We start from the raw sequence: 20,603 nt of genomic DNA, 5'->3' as shown, positions 1-20,603 counted from the left end.
CGAGGAATTATATGACACAGGGAAAGAGAAAGACATGGGTAATTGGACATAAGAATCCGGACACAGATTCTATTTGTGCGGCGATTGCCTATGCAGATTTAAAAAATCAAACAGAGGACGGTATTTTTATACCGAAAAGAGCAGGACATATGAACGAAGAGACGAAGTATGTCCTAAAATTTTTTGATGTACCGGAACCGGAACTGGTAACAGATGTCGGTGCACAGATTAAGGATATTGAATATCGTAGAACGGAGGGTGTCAGCAGTCACATTTCCATTAAACGGGCATGGGAGCTGATGAAGAATTTAGATGTCGTGTCATTGCCGATTACTGACAATGAGAACAATCTGCAGGGAATGATTGTTACCAGTGATATTGCAAAATCCTATATGGATGTATTGGACAACCGGATTCTTGCAACTGCCCGGACGCAGTATAAGAATATTGTTGAAACTTTAAATGGAACTCTTGTAACAGGAAATGAGCATGGTTACTTCATAAAAGGTAAGGTTGTTGTTGCGGCTACCACACCGGATATGATGGAGCAGTATATTGAAGATGACGATATGGTTATCTTAGGAGACCGTTATGAATCACAGTTCTGTGCATTGGAAATGAATGCAAGCTGTGTGATTGTCTGTTCCGGAGCGAAGATTACAAAGACCATTGTGCAGCTTGCAGAAGAGAAAGACTGTATGCTTATCAGCACACCATATGACACATTTACCGTGGCGCGTTTGATTAATCAGAGTATGCCGATTAAATATATTATGAAAAAGGAGCATCTGATTACATTCGAATTAGAGGATTATGTGGATGATGTGAAAGAGACTATGTCTAAAGTGCGTCATCGTGATTTTCCGGTACTGGATGAGAATGGAAAATATGTCGGTATGTTTTCCAGACGAAATCTTTTAAATTTACAGAAAAAACAGGTGATCCTTGTTGACCATAATGAAAAATCCCAGGCAGTAGATGGAATCGAAGATGCAGAAATCTTAGAAATTATTGACCATCACCGACTGGGCAGCCTTGAGACGATTGCTCCGGTATTTTTCCGGAACCAGCCATTGGGCTGTACTTCAACGATTATTTATCAGATGTATCAGGAAAAGGGAGCAATCATTGATAAAAAGACAGCCGGAATTCTTTTGGCAGCAATTATTTCAGATACCTTGATGTTCCGTTCACCGACCTGTACACAGATGGATCGGGCAGCAGCAGAAGCGCTGGCGAAGATTGCAGAAGTAGATATTGAAGAGCTGGCCAAGAAGATGTTTGAAGCCGGCAGTGATTTTAAGAAAAAGACAACAGAAGAACTGTTTTATCAGGATTTTAAAACCTTCCATACCGATGAATTTGATTTTGGTGTAGCACAGCTTAGTGCCATGAGTGACGTGCAGCTTGGCATGGCGAAGAAGAAGCTGCAGCCATATCTGGAAATTGCATTGGGAGAGCAGAAACTGGATGCCGTATTTGTGATGCTGACGGACATTCTGGATGAGAATTCGGAAGTAATCTATGCCGGAGCACAGGCAGGCAGCCTTTTAAAGGAGTGCTTTGGAGAGCCGGATGAATCAGGCAGTTTTTACTTAAAGGGAGTAGTATCCCGTAAGAAACAGATGATTCCGGCATTAATGGCAGGATTGCAGCAAGCGTAAATGCTTACGGCAGGATGATAGCAGGTATAAATGCCTATATCAGAGACAGAAATAAGATAACAACTTATACAGGAGAATTGAAATGGCGAAAGAAACATGGAAGCCGGGTAATATGTTATATCCGGTTCCAGCAGTGATGGTAAGCTGCCAGAGACCGACAGAAAAACCGAATATTATTACGGTAGCGTGGGCAGGGACGGTATGTACGAATCCGCCAATGCTTTCCATATCTGTCCGCCCGGAACGATATTCCCATGGAATAATCGCGGAAACCGGCGAATTTGTTGTAAATCTTGTGACGAAGGATCTGGTCTGTGCCACGGATTATTGTGGCGTAAAATCCGGACGTGACGTTGACAAGTTTGATGCCATGCATCTGACACCACTGAACCTTCCGCAGGTATCGGCACCGGGAATTGCAGAAAGTCCGGTAAACATTGCCTGCAGGGTAAGCCAGATATTACATCTTGGAAGCCATGATATGTTTCTGGCAGATGTAGTAGGCGTTACCGTTGATGATTCCTATATGAATGAAAAAGGTAAATTCGAACTGAATCAGAGCGGGCTGGTGACTTATTCCCATGGAGAATATTTTCTGCTGGGTAAGAAGCTTGGAAGCTTTGGTTACAGCGTAAAGAAGCAGAAGCCTTCAAAGAATGGCAGAAAGAAAAAAGCAAAATAGGAAAGAAACAAAATAAGAAAAGAAAAAATAGAAAAGAATAAGATAGAAACTTGTTAGGTGGCTTATACCGAGAAAATCCAGTAAAATCAAGGAATTATGAAGCGGTTAAGAGTAGTAAAAAGTGGGAAAATGTAGGTAATTCATACATTATTCCTGCACTACTCCTATACCGCTATTCCTATATTTGAGCGTCAAATACAAGTCATTTTATTTTTTCTATTTCAGTTCTGAGCCATTCAAATTCTCTGGCTGTATACACCTTTTCGGTGATATCTGAAATCTTATGTCCGACCATATATTTGATAGCGTATTCATCGACTTTAGCATCTTTGCATTTGGTTACGAAATGCTTTCTGCCGTCGTGAGGTCTATGATCCGGGTTGAGTTTAAGCTCGTCCCGAATGCGATTGAATATTTTGCTATACCGATTGTATGTCAACTTGGTATTCTTACCGCGGCGATCTTCATCTGTATAATTGAAAAGATATTTGCTCCCAAGTTGATCAGCCTCTTCGTATGATTTAGAAACCAAGTCCCTTATCCGAGGATGAATCGGTACAACTCTGTTTTCACCAGCATCGGTTTTAATTCCACCTTTAAATGTCCAGTTCGATAAATCAACATCTGCTAATTCTATCAGACCTAACTCCTGGGGTCTCCATCCAGAATAGCATTGAATAATCATGAACTCAATCCCATATTTATGTCCGAGATTCTTCCACAGAAGAGCCATCTCATCATCAGAGAATGGAATGTGTTCTTTCTTGACAGTCTGTATTTCTTTAATGGTATCGTCTGTAAGCTTGAATGTTCTCGAATAGTTCCGATCTACAAGTTCGTATTCAACAGCATAGTCGAGCATCTGATTGAAGAGCGTCTTTATCTTATTCTTCATTGATGCGCTTGGTGTCTGCTCTTGGCCTCTTACGGTAGCAACACCTTCTTCCATGCAGCCTTTTATGTGCCTTGCTCGAACATCCATGACTCGCATATCGTAAACAGCAGAGCAGTATTGCCAAGCCGATGTAGTAGCTCTGGCGCTGTCGTCGCTCTTCAGAGTCTTGAAATATTCTGGTGTCCATTTGTCGTACAGTTCCTTGACTGTGATAGACGGTTCCAGGTCATACGGATTCTTATTAAATTCCACAAGAGCTGTGTATGCATCATTGTATGTTGGAAAGTATGACTCAGGTTTCAACGGCTTACATATTGGTTTGCCATTCTTGTCCTTTCCAACCGTAACCATTGCACGGAAAGGGTTCCTTAAATTTCTACCTTTAATCTCACTTATTTGACCGAAACCGTTTGGAAGCCGCCTGCGCTTATTTGGTTTACGAGACGATTTGGGCTTTGCGTCTGGTTTCAGCGGGTATCCACAATGCGGACAGGTATTTGCTTTATCGCTTACCTGTAAGTCGCACTCCGGGCATTGTATCAGCATATTAAATCCCTCCTCATGATAATGAACCGAGATTTTATGTTGGATTGTTGATTTATCGTTAGTAATCATATATCATAGTGTAGGAATTGTCAACTCCTACACTAAATTTTTATATTTTAACCTAGGATAGAAAGGGTTAGGTATATGATCAGTAACAATACATCAACCTGCCAGGACTGCGGTGGAAAATTGAAATACTATGACAAAGTTAGAAGAATTGTACGGACGAAAGGTCGTGTGAGCAAATGGGTGAATGTTCCGAGGTATCAATGCTCCGAATGCAGATGTATACATCGGTATCTCCCAGATTATATTTACCCATACAAGCAATACGAATCGGAAATAATAGCCGGTGTTATAGAGGGACTGATCACTTGCGAGACTTTTGGATATGAAGATTATCCATGTGAGATGACTATGATACGTTGGAAGGCGCATAAATCGCAACTGCTTTTATGAATAGAATACATATTTACGGAGGTGCGATATGAGTGTAGAAGAAAGACATCTGCTGAATAAAATTCGATTTTTCGAGGATATGCTTTTGAGAAGTAAGGATTATCGTCAGCAGGAAAACATCGGAAAGGAATTGACTGTAATGCGTATTCGGTTACAGAAACTACGGTTTAACAAAATGAGAACAGGGGCTTAGCAAAGCCTCTTTCTTTTTGCTCATATCCACCGAGGTTGTTTTTACTAAATGCTGTTCCTAACCTAGAATAGCCGTTGAAAGGAGGTAGCAGCCAATGAATGAAAATGAATTTGCAACTGGCTCGGTTCCGGTAATGGTTGCGGCACGAATTTACGGCAAAGACGCGTCATGGGTTAGGGCCGGTATTATATCTGGATGGTTGCCAATCGGAAAAGCCACAAGGAATGGTCAGTTAGTGACAAAAATTGAGGACATGAATTCTAAGTACGGACGTATCAATTTTTATATTTCACCGAAGCGCTTGTACGAGGAGACTGGTTATGTGTGGAAAGGGGAGAAGCGCTAATGGGAACAACAATACGTCCGGAGCTATCTGAAAAGAATCCTTATTGGATAGAAAAACACCGTTATTACGAATTGAAGCATTTTTGTCTTCAGTATCCGATCTGGAGAAAAGCTTATTCGGTTCTTGACGGGTATGCTAATCCACCAAAAGATTCAGCATCATTCGTGATCACCAGTACACTTGGTGATCCAACTGCAAAATGCGCTATGGCTAAGACATATTATTCCGAACGTACGGATATGGTCGAGAGGGTTGCAGAGCAGACTGATCGAGAACTGGCAGAGTATATTTTAAAAGCTGTAACAGAGGGATGGTCTTATGACATTCTTAAAGCTAGATTAGAAATTCCATGTTGTAAGGATGTCTACTACGAATTGTACAGACGATTCTTCTGGTTACTTAACAAGGAGCGGAAATGATATGAAGATTGTTGATAGAGCTGTGAAGAAGGTATACCGGTTTAACTGTCCGAACTGCCAGAGCAGACTTGAGGGCGAGAGCAAAGAATTTGAGGATATCGGCGGAAAGATTAGCAAATTCTTTTGCCCGGTATGCAAGAAAGATCGCTACATTACCTGGTCTGATCTTAGGAAGAAGACGGTGTATGAGGGTGAGAATACGCAATAATTACAACTCCCTTTATGAAAGGAGAGTGACTACTATGTCTAATTTAAAGAACGTTATCATTTATTTGTTGTCGGTATTGATCGCTTTTGAAAGTGGGGTATTACTTTTTATAGTAGGGATGTTTACCGTAACAAATGATCTTAAAAACGAACAAAGAAATCGAAGAGTTAGTTACAAGTCTTATCGTAACAAAGATTGAGCCAGCAATGGCTCTTTCTTTTTATCCTAGGTTAGATACCGTACGTAGGTTACCGTAAAACATGCTATTTTGATATTTGAGAAATTGCCTGGTGGTAATTTTTAGAAAAACTTTTTGGAAGGAGGAGTAGAAGTGAGCTTAGTGATTGGATTACTGATCGGAATAATGGTTGGGGTGTTACTGTCACGATTTATATTTAGAGAAAAGCCAGTAGGTTCGCTTAGGGTCGATGAATCAGATCCAGATAGCGGACCTTATTTATTTCTTGAATTAGATCGATCTGGCGCAGATGCAATTTACAAGCAGCGTTACGTACGTCTGCGAGTGGAGCTTAAAAATTATATTTCGCACAAATAACACTCTCTATTATGGAATGAACCTAATAATTATTTGAAAGGAGAACGAAATGGAAGAGAAAAACGTTGATGGATTATTAAGTGAGGAGATTGCAGCACAGATTAAGGCTTTATCTGATTTGCAGTCCGGAAGCAAAGAGAAATCAACAGCGATTGATGATCTGACGAAGCTTTATAAGCTGAGAATCGAAGAGAACAAGAGCGTGTGGGATGCTGATGAGAAGTACAATCGGCGTATGATGGATGGAGAGTCCGTTACGAAAGATAATGACTTCAAAGAACGGCAAATCGCAGAGCAGATTAAGGATCGATATTTCAGAGTTGGTATTGCAGCGGCAGAATTATTGATTCCGTTGATGTGTTACGGCATCTGGATGAATAAAGGATTTAAGTTTGAAGAAACTGGAACCTTCACATCTTCAACATTCAAAGGGTTAATCAACCGTTTTAGACCTACGAAGAAGTAGAGAGGAAATTCTGAAACGTTGGGGACGTGTGTAATGCATGTCCTCTTCGTTTTTCTCGTGAAAAATGCAAGGGCTATTATGAGAGAATAAAGCTTTATCTCTTGAACTACAGACAACAGCTTGTATACTATATGTATAGGGGCTGGACAGTACGAAAGGAGATATTTAGCTATGAGTATTTTTAACGAGGAGCAGATTAAAGCAATGTTCAGCAGAGAGTATATCTGTCATGAGTGTGGGCATTTAATGGAGTTCGAGGATGAGTGGGAAGATACACTGGTGTGTCCCCACTGCGGCCACAGTATAGATTTAGATGATTACGGCCGTGAAGGCAATGAAGAATATGAGAACTTATACCCAACCAGAGAAGAAGTATTGGGCATTGCAAATGATGATTCCGAGGAAGATTCAGACGATTAAAAACATAAGCTAAGTAGGAGAGGGTCTTAGAGAAATCTAAGGCTCTTTTCTTTTTGCTATGAGGAGATAGAAATGCGGTACCATTACCAAAAGCCAGACATCTATTTATCGATGTATGGTGAGCTTTATATTTGTAATCATCCTGTATATGATCGCTGCACATTATTCACGATAGGCGATAAAGGGCTGGCGGTGATCCAACAGCGATTTAGTGCCGATACAAAAAGTACATATTGGACAGAGGTCGATTCATGGCTGACAGACTCTTTATATTTACATCCAAAATTTAAGGAATATTTCGACAGCCGATCCGGAGAGTGTACGGACGGATTATATCCAACTGTCACTATAAGACAAATAATGTGGGCGTTAAAAATGAAACCAATACAGCGCCAACGATGGGAAACTTGCTTTGACCGGCGAGATATTTAGCGATTTTTACAATTCCTTTTATGGAGAAAGGAGTGTGATAGATATGGATAAATATGAAGAAGCGGTTCGTATAGTGAATAACTACATTCGTGGATTGAAAGAGTGTTATGAAAATGCGTGCGATATTGTTGGTGATAAATCAAAAACACCAGCAGTAAGAGCAAAACACGCTCGAAATGCTGAGGAATTTTATACACTATACAATGAAGTGAACTGTATATTACAGGATATTATTTCACTTGATGAATCAAAAGAGGAGTCCTAACAAGGGCTCTTTCTTTTTTTCGCTAAAATCGCAGTTTCTTTTATGAAAAACTGAGGCTTTGAAAGGAGTAAAAGGAGCATGGATGAAATGAGAATAGTATCGAAATTCACAAGAGGAATCATTTCTAAAGCAATAAAGATGGTAATACGCAAGAAGACTGGATACAACATTGATATTCAGTTGAACGAGGCTATTACTACTGTAAACGATGGGAAGACTCATCTTCACTTGGATGTAGATGCAGAACTCGATAAAGATGAGCTGATGAGCATCTTAAAGAGCGTTGGTTTAAATTAACTGAGAGGGGCGCATACAACGCCTCTTTTACTTCGCAAAATTTACAAGGCATATTATGAGAGACAGTAGCTCAGTTGGGAGAGCGCGAGACGATCAAAGTCCCGAAGTCGATGGTTCGAGTCCATCCTGTTTCTCTTTTATTTTTTGCAAAAAGGAGAGAGCAGATGTCTATCGAACAACTTGACTTATTGTTATGCGATACGTATCAGATGGATGCGTGGTTTCCATTAGGTTGGAAATGGAAGAAAGAGCTTGAAAAATCGAGCTATTCGGTATGGGCTATTGATGAGTTGAAAAGATACATCGTCGGTAGACTTTATCCAAAGAAATCTGGATCGGTTGAAGATTTCATCACATTTGTTGGTGACTTCCGGCGAATAATGAATCAGTTTTCAAAAATCAATCCGGATAACAATTTTATGTTTTCAGTAGCAGCGGACATATCCACAGATGTCCTGGATTTATTACATGCTATGAAATAAAAACGAAAGGAGAACATGATGAAGAAACCAAATCTTCAAAGACTCGCTCAGAGGTCGAAAATCTATCTGAGAAAAGCATCACCGACAATATTGTCTGGTCTTGGTGCGGCTGGGGTTATCGTAACGTCGGTATTAGCTGTACGTGCGACACCAAAAGCTCTTCGTAAAATCAGAGCGGATAGTAAGACAAATCACGACGGTGATCCAGAGGCTTATAGCAAACTTGAAGCTGTTAAATCAGCATGGGTCTGCTATATTCCGGCAGCAATTAGCGGTACGGCAACGATATTCTGCATCTTCGGTGCCAATGTGTTGAGTAAACGCCAACAGGCAGCACTTACCAGCGCTTATGCGTTGCTGAATGATTCCTATAACAACTATAAGGATAAGCTAAAGGAATTGTACGGCGAAGAGGCTCACCAGAAGATAGTTGATGCTATCGCAGCGGAAAAGGCTAAGGACGTGTATATTACTTCAACTGGATTAGTTAGAAACAGTTCACTTGATTTTGATGAGCATGATCCGAATGACGAAAGGTTATTCTACGATGCCTATTCCAATCGATATTTCGAAAGTTCCATCAACAGAGTTATTCAGGCGGAATATCATTTGAACCGTGATTTTGTCATCAGCGGATATTTACCGGCGAATCATTTTTATCAACTGCTTGGTCTTGAGCCTTTAGAAGGGGGAGATACGGTTGGATGGAGTATTGATACAGGAATATACTGGATCGATTTTAACCATTCCAAAGTAACACTGGATGATGGACTTGAAGTATTGGTTATCGATATGGATTGGGTTCCGGATGCCGGCTGGGATTCTGAATAAATCTGGTCATTCGCAGAAATTACAAGCTGTATTATGAAAGGAGAGTGTCATTATGAGCAATAAAAGTAAATGGATTAAGGCTATTGGAGTAGCAGCAACCGTGATTGGTGTAGGCGTAAACCTTATTACCGATTGGGTGAATGAACAGAAAATGGACGAGAAAATTGAAGAAAAGGTCAGTGAAGCACTTGCCCGGAGAGACAAAGATGAAGCGGAGGAGTCCTAACAAGGCTCTTTCGCTTTTTCTTTTGGAGGAGACAAATGGAATCGCCGACTGAAAGAGCCATTTATACTGTACGTTATGCTATCGCAACAATGCCCGTGGTTCAGCGTGGATATAACTTTGAGCAGGCGAGTTATATGAGATGGGCTGGAAGAGAAGTGTTAATACGACTCTGCAAACACCCAGAGATACCACCGCTGATCGTGATTGAATCATTTCGAGATGAATGTGATTCATATTCATGTGTGAATCCACGAACAAGTTATGTTTTTTCTTGTGCGAAAGATATGCTTGAGTGGATTATTGACCTGCTAATTTCGTAGTTACCAAATAAAAATTTTATATTCTGAAAGGAGAACGTACTATGTGTACAAGAGAAATGACATTAGGAGAAGAAATTATCAACTTAACCAAAAGAGGCATCGATGTTCCGACGGTAGAGAGGATGTATAGAAAGTACATCGATCTTGACGAAAAGGGAAAATCAGAGGGTTGTTATGCGATTGATTTGGGACCGTTATTTCCGACATTTGATATTGGCGATACAGTTCGCTATTGCAGAGCTGATGTTGAGGCGACCTTGAATTTATTTAGAGATACGGTACATAATCCGTATTCTATCCTTCCAGCAGACATTAAAGTTGGCGATAAAATGATGGTTCCTTTAGGAAAGCTCGGAAACTTTACAGCAACAGTTCAGAAAGTTACGAACAATAAGGTGCTATTCATTTTCGACGATTATGTTGCCAAACGCCCGATGAATGAAGATGGTGGCAATGCTGGCGGATATTCTCAGTCCGATCTGAAAAAGTGGATCGATAGCGAGCTGTACAATATGTTCCCTGCGGTTCTTAAGCAGAGAATGACCGGTTTATCAATCCCGACTCTCGGAGAGATTTGTGGCTGGGCCGATAAATGGGATCGAGATCACATCGAAGCGGATGGCGATGAGCAGCTTCCTCTTATGAAACAGAGAAGAAACCGCGTTGCTTATTACAAAAACGATTGTGAGTTCGGCTGGCTCCGCAATGCTACTAAAAAGGAATTTTCTTCGGCTTTCTTTGCCGGTGTGTTCAGCAATGGCAATACGAACTACTACGACGCTTCGACCTCATATGGAGTTCGTCCGGAATTCTGGTTGGTTAGATAAATCGCGGGGCCTTGTGCCCCGTTTATATTTTATGGAGGATAGACTGAAATGCAGAAACCTAATTTGACTAAGATCTGTAGAAGTGTAAAAACAGCTACAGTAAAACATAGTCCTGAAATCCTCACAGGAGTTGGAATTGCTGGAATGGTTACGACTACCGTAATGGCTGTACGAGCTACTCCTAAAGCAATCCAATTATTGGATGAGGAAAAGCGACGTCAGCACGCAAATAAACTGGAGCCGATGGATGTCGTTAAAACTGCTTGGAAATGCTATATTCCAGCGGCAGTTACTGGAACAGTATCAGTAGCTTGTCTTATCGGAGCAAGTTCTGTTAATGCCAGAAGAAATGCAGCACTGACAGCAGCGTATACCATTTCCGAATCGACATTGAGAGATTATCAGAAAAAAGTGGTAGAAACAATCGGCGAGAAAAAGGAACAGACTGTGAGGGATGCCGTTGCTAAGGAACGTCTTGAGAAAAATCCAGTTGAAAACAAAGAAGTTATCGTCACAGCAAAAGGCGATACCTTATGTTTCGATGCTGTATCCGGAAGATATTTTAAATCGGACATCGACAAATTAAAAAAGGCTGAGAATGAATTAAATCGTCAAATGCGAGATGAAATGTATATTTCACTTAATGATTTCTATTATGAGGTCGGATTAGAGCCTATTAAGCTTGGCGATGATCTTGGCTGGAATATTGATAATGGATATATCGATCTGAGATTTAGTTCCCAGCTTGCTACGGATGGAACACCTTGTCTGGTTATTGATTATGGCTATGGTCCGAGGTATGACTTCCGTGGCTTAATGTAAGGTTCGCAGAATTTACAAACACTATTATGGAAGAACCACATATTTCAAATCTGAAAGGAGAACATATTATGGAGAACAACGAAATCATGAACAACAACGAAGAGGTTATCGAAACAACTACTGAGGAGATCGTGAAGGCGGCTTCTAACGGCGGTATGAAGAAAGCAACAACTATCGGATTGGCTATGATTGCAGGTGCATTAACCTACAAATTTGTAGTCGTTCCGGCCACAGCAAAATTCAAGAACTGGCGTGAGAATCGTAAGACGGTTGTAACTCAGCCGAAGGGCGATATCGTCGACGGAGAGTTTACGGATATCGATGAAGAGACAGAAGAGGATTCTGAATAAGAATTGAATCGATGATTCAGACAGAGGGGGAGTACCTATAACAGGGTGCTTTCCCTTTTGCTTTTTAAGGGAGGTGTCCTATGAATCAGTATATGTATGATGGACCGGTTATGGAGTTTGATACCTGCGTTGCAAATAGATGGCAGGGTTCTACATACGCGGCATCCGAAAAGAAAGCCAGAAGTAATCTGGTGTATCAGTTTAAGAAGAAAACAAACCGTATTCCAAGTACGAGGATAACCCTCCCTGGAAAAGTGGTAACGGTTAATTGAAAGGAGATTTAGAGATGGAGGAATACAAATCCAATTCCCATAAATCACGACAGAACCAGAATGATGATATTCCGGAGAAAAGAGTTGAAAAGGTTGTCAGTGGTTCTGTCAAATCGAAGAAAAAGAATGGTCTTCAGAAGATTACAAACGTATTTGTTCCGGAAGACGTAGATGATGTAAAAAGCTATATTTTTGAAGATATCGTGGTTCCGGCCGTAAAAGACATTATCTTGGATGCTGTCAGAGCATTCCTTGGTGTTAGCGGAAACTCAAGAGGTGGGAGATCGTCAACGTCATCCAAGATTTCTTACCGTAAGTATTATGACGATCGGGATCGACGAGATTCGGGAAACGTATCAAGAACACGAACTGGATACGATTACGATGATATCATTCTGGAATCTCGTGGTGAAGCAGAAGACGTTTTGGAAAGAATGGACGAGCTTATTGCTACATACCAGGTAGTTAGTGTCGCTGACTTCTATGATCTGGTTGGCGTTTCTGGCAACTATACAGACAATAAATACGGTTGGACCGATATTCGGAATGCATCTGTAATTCGTGTAAGAGACGGATACATGATTAAACTTCCGAAGGCATTACCGTTGAACTAGGAGGGATATTTATGTACGAATCAGATGATAAAATGGTGTCTCATCCGAGCCATTATCAGTCAGAAACAGGTTTGGAAGTGATCGATGTTATTGAGGCATTCACTTTCGATTTAAAAGGTATCGAAGCGACCGATACTGGTAACATTATCAAGTATGCGTGCCGCTGGAAAAATAAAAACGGCATTCAGGATTTGAAAAAGATCATGTGGTACACGCAGCACTTGATCGATCATTTAGAGAAGAAAGAAAAAATTGAAGAGGAGAATAACTGATATGAAGAAAGAAGAAATCATTAAGAACGTTTCCACGACCTTCAGCAAAGTAAGTGTGAAACTTAAGAAGCATAGCCCTGAGATTCTGGTAGTGGCTGGTGTTGTTGGCACTGTTGCAAGTGCCGTTATGGCTTGCCATGCAACAACTAAGTTGGACAGCGTATTGGAGAAGTCCAAGAAAGATATTGATGCCATTCATAAATGTGCTGAAAATGAGGAACTGGCGGCGGAGTATTCTAAGGATGACGCAAAGAAAGATTTGACTATCGTTTATGTACAGGCTGGTGTAAAAGTCGCTAAGCTCTATGCTCCTGCTGTTGCTCTTGGAACATTATCCATCGCAAGTATTGTTGCATCTCACAATATTCTCAAGAAGAGAAATGTAGCACTGGCAGCCGCTTATGCAACTGTGGATAAGACTTTCAAGGAGTACAGAAATCGGGTGGTTGAGCGCTTTGGCGCGGAGGTTGATAAAGAACTTCGCTACAACATCAAAGCAAAGAAATTTGAGGAAACTGTAACTGATCCGGACAGTGGTAAAGAGAAAAAGGTGAAGTCTACCGTAGATGTAGCAGCACCTTCTACGAACGATTATGCCCGTTTCTTTGACGATACTTGTGAGGCGTACGAATCCAATATGGATTACAACCTTATGTATCTGCGTTCTCAGCAGAATCTGGCAAACGACAAGCTCAAGGCTAATGGATATTTATTCCTTAGCGATGTATACGATCAGCTCGGTATTAAGCGTACTAAGATGAGCCAGACTGTTGGTTGGATTTATAAACCGGAGGGAAATGAAAACGGCGACAACTTCGTTGATTTCGGTATTCTGGAAACCAACCGTGAAACTGAGGATGGCGGTTATGAGAAAGCTATTCTTATGGAGTTCAATGTAGACGGACCGATTCTCGATCTGATCTAATTTTGTGAGGAGGATACATATGCGAAATTGTATTCGTATGGTAATCCTTCCTACTCTTTGCGTATTTGCGATTATTTGCACAGGTTTTGTCTGCTCAGCAGAACGGGTAAATCAGTACGAGTATATCGAAATGCAGCCGACTTTAAAAGCTGAACCTATTGATCCTATTGTAATTATTTCTGAGCAACCCTTAGAGGAAACGGTGTCGGCAGTTGAAATCGAAGAGTATGTGGAGGATACGCTATTGCCGCAGGAAGATATTGAGCTAATCGCTCTTGTAACTATGGCAGAAGCTGAGGGCGAATGCGAGGAAGGAAAACGATTAGTGATCGACACCATCTTAAATCGTGTAGATTCTGTATATTTCCCGGATACAGTGCATGGCGTTATATATCAGGCAAATCAGTTTTCATCCATGTGGAATGGGAGAGTCGATAAGTGTTTTGTGGATGATGATATTTGCCAGTTAGTTGAAGAGGAACTGCAATCCAGAACCAATGTGGATACGATATTCTTCACTGCTGGCGGATATGGAAAATACGGAACACCAATGTTTCAAGTAGGTAATCATTATTTTTCAAGTTATGAATAGAAAGGAGTCCTAAACTATGACAGGTTTCATGGGATTAACATTTTCAGCATTTGCTGGCATTTGCTTTGTTAGTGGTCTAGCCGTTCTTATGGGCGGAAAGGAGCATCACTGATGGATGGCATTGGAAATTTTATATCCATGATGGATTACATACTGGATACTAAGAGAAAAAGACATATCACAGGAGGCATTCTGTTGAGTGCCTCTTTACTTTTTGGTGGGCTTGCTCTCACTGTTATGACAATTCAGAACGAGGAGGACGAAGATGAGTAATAAAGCTCTGTTTTCTTTGGCATTTATCGTCGGCACTGTGACTGGTTCGATAGTGACATGGTATCTGCTTAAAGATAAATACGAAGCTCTTGCGCAGGAAGAAATTGACTCTGTAAAAGAGGTTTTCTTAAGACGTGAGCAGGAATTAAAGGATCAGTCCGTAAAGAAAACCGTTGCTGAAGGTATTAAAGATGCGGACAAAGAAAAACCAGATCTTAAAGAGTATGCGGAACGTCTGAAAAAAGAGGGTTACACCCGATATTCTGATTTCGGTTCGGACGAGGAAGAAAAGCCTGTTTCTGAAGCCGGTCCGTATGTGATTCCGCCGGAGCAGTTTGGTGACGATGAAGAGTATGAGCAGATCAGCCTTACCTACTATGCAGATGGTGTACTGGCTGATGAAAACGATGAAGTAATTGAGGATGTGGAAGATGCTGTTGGAATTGATTCTTTGAATCATTTTGGAGAGTATGAGGACGACTCTGTCTTTGTTCGTAATGACGCAAGAAAGTGTGATTACGAAATTCTCCTTGATCAGAGGACCTATTCTGAAGTGGTTGAAGATATGCCGCATCAGATGGAGGTATGATGACACGGGATGAGCTGAACAATGCATATTTTGACTGGATGTACCAGCTCGTATGCGACGATGAATATTCGCGAGGTTTGTCGTATCGTAAGTTGTTATTTTTGCTTCATGATACGGATTTTACGTATACGATTGCTCTTGATGGCAACCGCTATGACGATGGGATCGATCTTCGATATAGATTCGGAAACGAGCAAGGATACCGGGATAGTATGATTGCAAGTTATTTGGATAATCGTCCGTGCAGTGTTTTAGAAATGATTATTGCCCTTGCTATACGCTTAGAAGAGCACATCATGGATGATCCTGACATCGGTAATCGGACAGGTCAGTGGTTTTGGGATATGATAGTGAGCCTTGGGTTGGGTTCCATGGATGATTCCAAATTCGACAAGGCTCATGCCATCGATGTTATTCGGCGATTCCTGAATCGTGACTACGGACGGGATGGCAAGGGTGGATTATTCACAATCGAGCATTGCAGATACGATATGAGAGATATCGAGATTTGGTATCAGGCCAACTGGTATCTCGACAATATCAGATAGGAGGGCGTTATGAGCCATAGTGAGGTATACAAGTGGTTCGAGTTATATTTTCCGCAGTACGCTGGGGATAATGTGGAAACCTGGTTCCAGAACGGAAAGAACAGTATTCGCATCCGTCAGAAGAACCATCAGGAATTTATATTTACGTTCAACAACGAAGGAAATTGGCGGTTTGAGACTGTTGAGAGCTTCATGAACGGATTAAGAGGAGGTAAAAAGTAATGGGCGAAATGCTTACTTATATTTTTAGCAGCTTACGGTCATCTGAGAAAAGATTGGACGTTGCTACAAGAGCGGTCAGTAAACAGCGGAGCTTCAATAAGCAGCTCACAATCTTTGCTGTCATGACAACTGCAAACTTGGTTGTTATGAAAATCGAGCAGAAGGACCAGGCACTGCGTATCAGAAAACTGGAAAAGGAAATCGAGGAACTTAAGCGTCCGGAAGGAGAGTAAAAAATGCGATGATCGACTTTATGGTGATTTCAACACGTTCAACGAAACGTGGAGTAATAGAAATCTATCCAAAGTTCATTATTAAAAAAAGCACCGATCTAATGATTCGAGGTGGTGATTTCTATGCTATCTGGATTGAGGAACGTGGTTTATGGTCTACGGACGAGCAAGATGCCTTGCAGCTCATTGACCGCGAACTGGATAGATATGCTGAGGAGAACCGCCAGCGTTTTAACTCCGATATTAAAGTCCTGCATATGTGGGATGCCGAGTCGGGTATGATCGACTCATGGCATAAGTATTGTCAGAAGCAGATGAGGGACAGCTTTCATACGTTGGATGACAAACTTATATTTTCCAATACAGAAACTAATAAAAAAGACTATGCCAGCAAAAAGTTGAATTATCCGCTTGAAGCTGGCGATTTGTCTGCCTATGAGAAATTGATGTCTACTTTATATTCGGAAGAAGAGCGGACAAAAATTGAGTGGGCTATAGGGTCAATCGTATCTGGAGAATCCAAAAAACTGCAAAAATTTATGGTTTTATACGGAGCTGCTGGAACAGGTAAATCCACAGTTCTTAACATTATTCAGCAGCTTTTCGACGGATACTATTCTGTATTTGACGCAAAAGCACTTGGATCTTCCAGCAATTCATTTGCATTGGAAGCATTTAAAACAAACCCTCTGGTTGCCATTCAGCACGATGGCGATTTATCGAGAATTGAGGATAATACCAGATTGAACAGCTTGGTATCTCATGAGCTGATGACTGTGAACGAAAAATTCAAGTCTACGTACTCAAACCGGTTCAAATGTTTCCTGTTTATGGGAACAAATAAGCCGGTCAAGATTACGGATGCAAAGTCCGGTCTGATTCGACGATTGATCGATGTATCGCCATCTGGAAATAAGCTGAATCCAAAAGAGTACAAAACGATTGTGAAGCAAGTGGAATTTGAGTTGGGAGCTATCGCTTACCACTGCCAGGAGGTATATTCGAACAATCCTGGTCGTTATGACGATTATATTCCGATTACGATGCTTGGTGCATCTAATGATTTCTATAACTTCATTATCGATTCGTACCATGTATTTAAGAAAGAAAACGGGACAACTCTGAAAGCCGCATGGGAGATGTACAAAACCTACTGTGACGACGCCAAAGTTGGGTTCCCGTTTTCACAGAGGGTATTCAAAGAGGAACTTAAAAACTATTTTCATGATTTTCAGGAACGCTTCAATCTTGATGATGGAACTCGCGTTAGAAGTTATTACATCGGGTTCAGAACAGAAAAATTTGAAGAAGAAACTGTAGAGGAAAAGGCGGAAGTAGTCAAACCGGCACTGATCCAATTCGATAGCACTGAATCTATATTTGATGATGTGTGTTCGGAATGCCCTGCACAGTATGCTTCGGAAAACGAAACACCTCAGAAAAAATGGGATTCTGTCCGCACGAAATTATCTGGAATTGATACGAAAAAACTTCATTATGTGAAAGTTCCGGAGAATCATATTGTGATTGACTTTGATATTCCAGACGAATCTGGAAACAAGTCATTTGAAAAGAATTTAGCAGAAGCAAGCAAGTGGCCTCCGACCTATGCTGAGCTTAGTAAATCTGGACAAGGTATACATCTTCATTATATTTATACCGGCGATCCGACACAGCTTAGCAGAGTGTATGACGACCATGTTGAAGTTAAGGTGTTCACGGGCAAAAGCTCTTTGCGGCGTATGCTGTCAAAGTGTAACCATTTGCCTATCGCAACAATTAGCTCCGGTTTACCGCTGAAAGGAGAACAAAAAATGGTAAATTTTGAAGCGATTAAGAGCGAGAAAGGGCTTAGAACACTGATTAAACGGAATCTTAATAAAGAGATACATCCGGGAACTAAGCCCAGTATCGATTTTATCTACAAGATACTGGAAGATGCGTATGGAAGCGATTTGAAGTACGACGTCACAGACATGCGCAATGCAGTATTAGCATTTGCAGCGAATAGCACTCATCAGGCAGATTACTGTATTAAGTTGGTCAACAAAATGCAGTTTAAATCCGCAGATCCGTCCACAGCGGTTAAAAATGATGACGCAAAGCTGGTATTCTATGATATTGAGGTTTTTCCAAACTTATTCCTTGTAAACTGGAAAATAGAGGGCGAGGGAAAGCCTGTTGTAAGAATGATCAACCCGTCTCCGAGTGAGATCGAGGAGCTGATGCGGTTCAGACTGGTTGGCTTCAACTGTCGGAGATATGATAACCATATTCTGTATGCAAGGTTAATGGGTTATACAAACGAACAGCTCTATAACCTTTCGCAGAAAATCATTAACGGAAGTCCAAACTGTTTCTTTGGAGAGGCATATAACGTATCCTATACGGATGTGTACGATTTCGCTTCGGCTAGTAATAAGAAGAGTCTTAAGAAATTGGAAATCGAGATGGGAAACCTTACCGATGATGATCTTAAGAAAAAAGGATTCTCCGATGAAAAAATAAGAGTCATCAAAGCTGGAACGCATCACCAGGAGCTTGGTCTTCCATGGGACCAACCGGTTCCGGAAGAGCTTTGGATTAAGGTCGCTGAGTATTGTGATAACGATGTTATTGCTACTGAGGCGGCCTTTAATTATCTTGAGGCTGACTGGACAGCACGACAGATTCTGGCAGATTTAGCAGAGATGACTGTTAATGATACTACAAACTCTCTTACAACCAGAATTATATTTGGAACCAACCGGAAACCACAGTCAGAATTCCATTACAGAAATCTGGCAGAGCCGGTAGAGTCGCTGGATAAAGAGAGTATGGACTTCCTTAAGGAAGCCTGCCCTAAGATGATGGAAGAACCTCACTATGGTTGGAAGTACAATGATGAGGATGAGGTTCCATTCGAAACTCACAGCATTCTTCCATATTTTCCTGGGTATGTATTTGACCATGGAAAATCCACATATCGTGGAGAAGAAGTGGGCGAGGGCGGATTTGCTCAGGGCGTTCCTGGAATGTATGGAAATGCAGCACTTCTGGATATTTCATCAATGCATCCGCATAGTGCTATTGCTGAGGTCCTGTTTGGACCGAGATTTACGAAGGCGTTCCGCGATATTGTTGAGGGTCGTGTAAGCATTAAGCATGAGGCTTGGGATATTGTTAATACCATGCTGGATGGCAAGCTTACTCCGTATATTCAGAGAGTTATCGACGGTGAAATGACATCAAAGGATCTCGCTAACGCACTTAAGACGGCTATCAATTCAGTATATGGTCTTACATCTGCGTCCTTTGATAATCCGTTCCGTGATCCAAGAAACATCGATAACATCGTGGCAAAACGTGGAGCATTATTCATGATCGATCTTAAGAACGAGGTTCTGAAGCGTGGATTCCAGGTTGCTCATATTAAGACAGACTCTATTAAGATCCCGGATGCAACGCCGGAGATTATTCAGTTTGTTATGGATTTTGGCGAGAGATATGGATACACATTTGAACACGAGGCTACATACGATCGTATGTGTTTGGTCAACGATGCCGTATATATCGCAAAGTACAAATCAGCAGAAGAATGCCAGAAGATGTATGGTTACATACCTGAAGACAACAAAAAGAAAGGCGGAAAATGGACTGCGACAGGTACTCAGTTCCAGATTCCATATGTATTTAAGAAGCTGTTTAGCAGAGAAGAAATCGCATTTGAAGATATGTGCGAGACCAAATCTGTGAGCAGCTCTTTATATTTGGATCTGAATGAGGGGTTACCAGATGTCAGTAAGGAAGAAAAAGAATTCAGTAAGGCAGAGAGCGACTATAAGAAAGGACTCTTATCCGACACAACTTTTGAAACAACATGTCAGAAGCTTACACCATTGATCGAAAAAGGACACGACTATCACTTTATCGGAAAGGTTGGTCAGTTCTGTCCGATGAAAGATGGATATGGGGCTGGACTTCTGATGAGAGAAAAAGACGGTCGTTACTATGCTGCAACGGGTTCCAAAGGTTATCGTTGGATGGAATCAGAAATGGTCAAAGAACTTGGCAAAGAAGATGGCATTGACCGATCCTACTACGACAAGCTGGTTGACGAGGCTGTAAAAACTATTTCGCAGTACGGTGACTTCGAGTGGTTCGTGTCTGATGATCCGTATATTCCAGAGCTTGGTGCAAATGACGCTGATGTTGATTGTGTTGTTCCATGGGCGATGCCGTGCGGAGAGGATAAATATCGGACATGCTTCGACTGTCCGCATTTCAACAAAGATAACTTCCATATGGACTGTGACCTTGATTATGATATTTCAGATATTGTGATGAAGAACGCAATGAATCCACCGGAAAATTAAAA

30 protein-coding genes are annotated in these 20,603 nt (G+C 41.2%); 29 read left to right on the top strand and 1 reads right to left on the bottom strand.

The features are described from left to right. Positions 1-11: 11 nt before the first annotated feature. On the top strand, positions 12-1,664 hold the full coding sequence (locus DWX96_RS04045; RefSeq protein ID WP_118056817.1) for a putative manganese-dependent inorganic diphosphatase: 1,653 nt from the start codon (positions 12-14) through the stop codon (positions 1,662-1,664). Between the two features lie 82 nt (positions 1,665-1,746). Next, positions 1,747-2,346 (top strand): flavin reductase family protein, encoded by a 600-nt coding sequence (locus DWX96_RS04040; RefSeq protein WP_118056816.1) that lies wholly within the window; start codon positions 1,747-1,749, stop codon positions 2,344-2,346. 202 nt (positions 2,347-2,548) lie between these two features. Here the strand turns inward: DWX96_RS04040 and DWX96_RS04035 are convergent, their stop codons facing one another. After that, complete coding sequence (locus DWX96_RS04035) at positions 2,549-3,787, bottom strand: tyrosine-type recombinase/integrase (RefSeq protein WP_039891300.1); 1,239 nt, start codon at positions 3,785-3,787, stop codon at positions 2,549-2,551. Positions 3,788-3,931: 144 nt separating this feature from the next. Here DWX96_RS04035 and DWX96_RS14870 point away from each other — a divergent pair, with 144 nt between their 5' ends. The 27 genes from DWX96_RS14870 (at position 3,932) to DWX96_RS03895 (ending at position 20,601) form a co-directional block, all read left to right on the top strand. After that, the gene (locus DWX96_RS14870) at positions 3,932-4,246 is read left to right on the top strand and encodes a DUF6431 domain-containing protein (protein WP_118082965.1); all 315 of its coding nucleotides are present in this window, start codon (positions 3,932-3,934) and stop codon (positions 4,244-4,246) included. A 28-nt stretch (positions 4,247-4,274) separates the two neighbouring features. Then, a complete protein-coding gene (locus tag DWX96_RS14385; RefSeq protein WP_006772694.1) occupies positions 4,275-4,439 on the top strand; it encodes a hypothetical protein in 165 nt (54 codons plus the stop codon). Positions 4,440-4,533: 94 nt separating this feature from the next. Next, entirely contained in the window at positions 4,534-4,785 is a 252-nt protein-coding gene (locus DWX96_RS04025) for a hypothetical protein (protein WP_006772693.1), read from the top strand. Continuing rightward, positions 4,785-5,204, top strand: a complete 420-nt coding sequence (locus tag DWX96_RS04020) for a hypothetical protein (RefSeq protein ID WP_006772692.1) — start codon at positions 4,785-4,787, stop codon at positions 5,202-5,204. The genes DWX96_RS04025 and DWX96_RS04020 overlap by 1 nt, the downstream gene beginning before the upstream one ends. Before the next feature lies 1 nt (position 5,205). Next, positions 5,206-5,412, top strand: coding sequence for a hypothetical protein (locus DWX96_RS04015; protein ID WP_054344786.1), 207 nt, complete (start codon positions 5,206-5,208; stop codon positions 5,410-5,412). A 331-nt stretch (positions 5,413-5,743) separates the two neighbouring features. After that, positions 5,744-5,968, top strand: coding sequence for a beta-lactamase induction signal transducer protein (locus tag DWX96_RS04010; protein ID WP_118042286.1), 225 nt, complete (start codon positions 5,744-5,746; stop codon positions 5,966-5,968). Between the two features lie 49 nt (positions 5,969-6,017). Continuing rightward, a complete protein-coding gene (locus tag DWX96_RS04005) occupies positions 6,018-6,434 on the top strand; it encodes a hypothetical protein (protein ID WP_118082963.1) in 417 nt (138 codons plus the stop codon). Between the two features lie 171 nt (positions 6,435-6,605). Beyond that, positions 6,606-6,854: a DNA-directed RNA polymerase I gene (locus DWX96_RS04000; RefSeq protein ID WP_117469780.1), complete on the top strand. Its 249-nt coding sequence runs from the start codon at positions 6,606-6,608 to the stop codon at positions 6,852-6,854. A 475-nt stretch (positions 6,855-7,329) separates the two neighbouring features. Further along, positions 7,330-7,551 carry a hypothetical protein gene (locus DWX96_RS03990; RefSeq protein ID WP_118082961.1) on the top strand — a complete coding sequence of 74 codons (222 nt, stop codon included), beginning with the start codon at positions 7,330-7,332 and terminating at the stop codon, positions 7,549-7,551. A gap of 78 nt (positions 7,552-7,629) precedes the next feature. Continuing rightward, on the top strand, positions 7,630-7,848 hold the full coding sequence (locus DWX96_RS03985; protein WP_054344783.1) for a hypothetical protein: 219 nt from the start codon (positions 7,630-7,632) through the stop codon (positions 7,846-7,848). 164 nt (positions 7,849-8,012) lie between these two features. Continuing rightward, a complete protein-coding gene (locus DWX96_RS03975) occupies positions 8,013-8,330 on the top strand; it encodes a hypothetical protein (protein ID WP_054344782.1) in 318 nt (105 codons plus the stop codon). Positions 8,331-8,348: 18 nt separating this feature from the next. Beyond that, entirely contained in the window at positions 8,349-9,161 is an 813-nt protein-coding gene (locus DWX96_RS03970) for a DUF6353 family protein (protein WP_226970617.1), read from the top strand. A gap of 52 nt (positions 9,162-9,213) precedes the next feature. Next, positions 9,214-9,387, top strand: coding sequence for a hypothetical protein (locus tag DWX96_RS14380; RefSeq protein WP_015544740.1), 174 nt, complete (start codon positions 9,214-9,216; stop codon positions 9,385-9,387). Between the two features lie 361 nt (positions 9,388-9,748). Next, on the top strand, positions 9,749-10,534 hold the full coding sequence (locus DWX96_RS03960; protein ID WP_118082959.1) for a hypothetical protein: 786 nt from the start codon (positions 9,749-9,751) through the stop codon (positions 10,532-10,534). 63 nt (positions 10,535-10,597) lie between these two features. After that, a complete protein-coding gene (locus tag DWX96_RS03955) occupies positions 10,598-11,356 on the top strand; it encodes a DUF6353 family protein (protein ID WP_242988728.1) in 759 nt (252 codons plus the stop codon). Between the two features lie 26 nt (positions 11,357-11,382). Next, entirely contained in the window at positions 11,383-11,706 is a 324-nt protein-coding gene (locus DWX96_RS03950) for a hypothetical protein (RefSeq protein ID WP_006772679.1), read from the top strand. 80 nt (positions 11,707-11,786) lie between these two features. Then, positions 11,787-11,978, top strand: coding sequence for a hypothetical protein (locus DWX96_RS03945; RefSeq protein WP_006772678.1), 192 nt, complete (start codon positions 11,787-11,789; stop codon positions 11,976-11,978). Between the two features lie 14 nt (positions 11,979-11,992). After that, positions 11,993-12,592 (top strand): hypothetical protein, encoded by a 600-nt coding sequence (locus DWX96_RS03940; protein WP_039891291.1) that lies wholly within the window; start codon positions 11,993-11,995, stop codon positions 12,590-12,592. An 11-nt stretch (positions 12,593-12,603) separates the two neighbouring features. Continuing rightward, a complete protein-coding gene (locus DWX96_RS03935) occupies positions 12,604-12,864 on the top strand; it encodes a DUF3310 domain-containing protein (protein WP_006772676.1) in 261 nt (86 codons plus the stop codon). Position 12,865: 1 nt separating this feature from the next. Further along, positions 12,866-13,789, top strand: coding sequence for a DUF6353 family protein (locus DWX96_RS03930; RefSeq protein ID WP_118082957.1), 924 nt, complete (start codon positions 12,866-12,868; stop codon positions 13,787-13,789). Between the two features lie 19 nt (positions 13,790-13,808). Then, on the top strand, positions 13,809-14,381 hold the full coding sequence (locus DWX96_RS03925; protein ID WP_118082955.1) for a cell wall hydrolase: 573 nt from the start codon (positions 13,809-13,811) through the stop codon (positions 14,379-14,381). Between the two features lie 111 nt (positions 14,382-14,492). Beyond that, positions 14,493-14,654, top strand: a complete 162-nt coding sequence (locus tag DWX96_RS03920; RefSeq protein ID WP_003500587.1) for a hypothetical protein — start codon at positions 14,493-14,495, stop codon at positions 14,652-14,654. Beyond that, positions 14,647-15,243: a hypothetical protein gene (locus tag DWX96_RS03915; protein ID WP_118082953.1), complete on the top strand. Its 597-nt coding sequence runs from the start codon at positions 14,647-14,649 to the stop codon at positions 15,241-15,243. The genes DWX96_RS03920 and DWX96_RS03915 overlap by 8 nt, the downstream gene beginning before the upstream one ends. Next, the gene (locus DWX96_RS03910; protein WP_117469773.1) at positions 15,243-15,791 is read left to right on the top strand and encodes a hypothetical protein; all 549 of its coding nucleotides are present in this window, start codon (positions 15,243-15,245) and stop codon (positions 15,789-15,791) included. The genes DWX96_RS03915 and DWX96_RS03910 overlap by 1 nt, the downstream gene beginning before the upstream one ends. 9 nt (positions 15,792-15,800) lie before the next feature. After that, on the top strand, positions 15,801-16,013 hold the full coding sequence (locus tag DWX96_RS03905) for a hypothetical protein (protein ID WP_006772671.1): 213 nt from the start codon (positions 15,801-15,803) through the stop codon (positions 16,011-16,013). Continuing rightward, positions 16,013-16,246: a hypothetical protein gene (locus tag DWX96_RS03900; protein WP_118082951.1), complete on the top strand. Its 234-nt coding sequence runs from the start codon at positions 16,013-16,015 to the stop codon at positions 16,244-16,246. Before DWX96_RS03905 ends, DWX96_RS03900 begins: the two co-directional genes overlap by 1 nt. Before the next feature lie 8 nt (positions 16,247-16,254). After that, complete coding sequence (locus DWX96_RS03895) at positions 16,255-20,601, top strand: DUF5906 domain-containing protein (protein WP_118082949.1); 4,347 nt, start codon at positions 16,255-16,257, stop codon at positions 20,599-20,601. The last annotated feature ends 2 nt before the right edge of the window (positions 20,602-20,603 follow it).

The sequence above is a fragment of the Roseburia sp. AF22-2LB genome (assembly GCF_003461125.1).
Classification (GTDB): domain Bacteria; phylum Bacillota; class Clostridia; order Lachnospirales; family Lachnospiraceae; genus Roseburia_C; species Roseburia_C amylophila.
The sequence above is the reverse complement of the archived record's forward strand: the minus strand, read 5'-3'. Positions and strand labels throughout refer to the sequence as shown.

Excerpts from the sequence above, each read along its gene's own strand:
- DWX96_RS04045 (WP_118056817.1), top strand. The coding sequence starts at position 12 with ATGACACAGGGAAAGAGAAAGACATGGGTAATTGGACATAAGAATCCG.
- DWX96_RS04040 (WP_118056816.1), top strand. The coding sequence starts at position 1,747 with ATGGCGAAAGAAACATGGAAGCCGGGTAATATGTTATATCCGGTTCCA.
- DWX96_RS04035 (WP_039891300.1), bottom strand. The coding sequence starts at position 3,787 with ATGCTGATACAATGCCCGGAGTGCGACTTACAGGTAAGCGATAAAGCA.
- DWX96_RS14870 (WP_118082965.1), top strand. The coding sequence starts at position 3,932 with ATGATCAGTAACAATACATCAACCTGCCAGGACTGCGGTGGAAAATTG.
- DWX96_RS14385 (WP_006772694.1), top strand. The coding sequence starts at position 4,275 with ATGAGTGTAGAAGAAAGACATCTGCTGAATAAAATTCGATTTTTCGAG.
- DWX96_RS04025 (WP_006772693.1), top strand. The coding sequence starts at position 4,534 with ATGAATGAAAATGAATTTGCAACTGGCTCGGTTCCGGTAATGGTTGCG.
- DWX96_RS04020 (WP_006772692.1), top strand. The coding sequence starts at position 4,785 with ATGGGAACAACAATACGTCCGGAGCTATCTGAAAAGAATCCTTATTGG.
- DWX96_RS04015 (WP_054344786.1), top strand. The coding sequence starts at position 5,206 with ATGAAGATTGTTGATAGAGCTGTGAAGAAGGTATACCGGTTTAACTGT.
- DWX96_RS04005 (WP_118082963.1), top strand. The coding sequence starts at position 6,018 with ATGGAAGAGAAAAACGTTGATGGATTATTAAGTGAGGAGATTGCAGCA.
- DWX96_RS04000 (WP_117469780.1), top strand. The coding sequence starts at position 6,606 with ATGAGTATTTTTAACGAGGAGCAGATTAAAGCAATGTTCAGCAGAGAG.
- DWX96_RS03990 (WP_118082961.1), top strand. The coding sequence starts at position 7,330 with ATGGATAAATATGAAGAAGCGGTTCGTATAGTGAATAACTACATTCGT.
- DWX96_RS03985 (WP_054344783.1), top strand. The coding sequence starts at position 7,630 with ATGGATGAAATGAGAATAGTATCGAAATTCACAAGAGGAATCATTTCT.
- DWX96_RS03975 (WP_054344782.1), top strand. The coding sequence starts at position 8,013 with ATGTCTATCGAACAACTTGACTTATTGTTATGCGATACGTATCAGATG.
- DWX96_RS03970 (WP_226970617.1), top strand. The coding sequence starts at position 8,349 with ATGAAGAAACCAAATCTTCAAAGACTCGCTCAGAGGTCGAAAATCTAT.
- DWX96_RS14380 (WP_015544740.1), top strand. The coding sequence starts at position 9,214 with ATGAGCAATAAAAGTAAATGGATTAAGGCTATTGGAGTAGCAGCAACC.
- DWX96_RS03960 (WP_118082959.1), top strand. The coding sequence starts at position 9,749 with ATGTGTACAAGAGAAATGACATTAGGAGAAGAAATTATCAACTTAACC.
- DWX96_RS03950 (WP_006772679.1), top strand. The coding sequence starts at position 11,383 with ATGGAAGAACCACATATTTCAAATCTGAAAGGAGAACATATTATGGAG.
- DWX96_RS03945 (WP_006772678.1), top strand. The coding sequence starts at position 11,787 with ATGAATCAGTATATGTATGATGGACCGGTTATGGAGTTTGATACCTGC.
- DWX96_RS03940 (WP_039891291.1), top strand. The coding sequence starts at position 11,993 with ATGGAGGAATACAAATCCAATTCCCATAAATCACGACAGAACCAGAAT.
- DWX96_RS03935 (WP_006772676.1), top strand. The coding sequence starts at position 12,604 with ATGTACGAATCAGATGATAAAATGGTGTCTCATCCGAGCCATTATCAG.
- DWX96_RS03930 (WP_118082957.1), top strand. The coding sequence starts at position 12,866 with ATGAAGAAAGAAGAAATCATTAAGAACGTTTCCACGACCTTCAGCAAA.
- DWX96_RS03925 (WP_118082955.1), top strand. The coding sequence starts at position 13,809 with ATGCGAAATTGTATTCGTATGGTAATCCTTCCTACTCTTTGCGTATTT.
- DWX96_RS03920 (WP_003500587.1), top strand. The coding sequence starts at position 14,493 with ATGGATGGCATTGGAAATTTTATATCCATGATGGATTACATACTGGAT.
- DWX96_RS03915 (WP_118082953.1), top strand. The coding sequence starts at position 14,647 with ATGAGTAATAAAGCTCTGTTTTCTTTGGCATTTATCGTCGGCACTGTG.
- DWX96_RS03910 (WP_117469773.1), top strand. The coding sequence starts at position 15,243 with ATGACACGGGATGAGCTGAACAATGCATATTTTGACTGGATGTACCAG.
- DWX96_RS03905 (WP_006772671.1), top strand. The coding sequence starts at position 15,801 with ATGAGCCATAGTGAGGTATACAAGTGGTTCGAGTTATATTTTCCGCAG.
- DWX96_RS03900 (WP_118082951.1), top strand. The coding sequence starts at position 16,013 with ATGGGCGAAATGCTTACTTATATTTTTAGCAGCTTACGGTCATCTGAG.
- DWX96_RS03895 (WP_118082949.1), top strand. The coding sequence starts at position 16,255 with ATGATCGACTTTATGGTGATTTCAACACGTTCAACGAAACGTGGAGTA.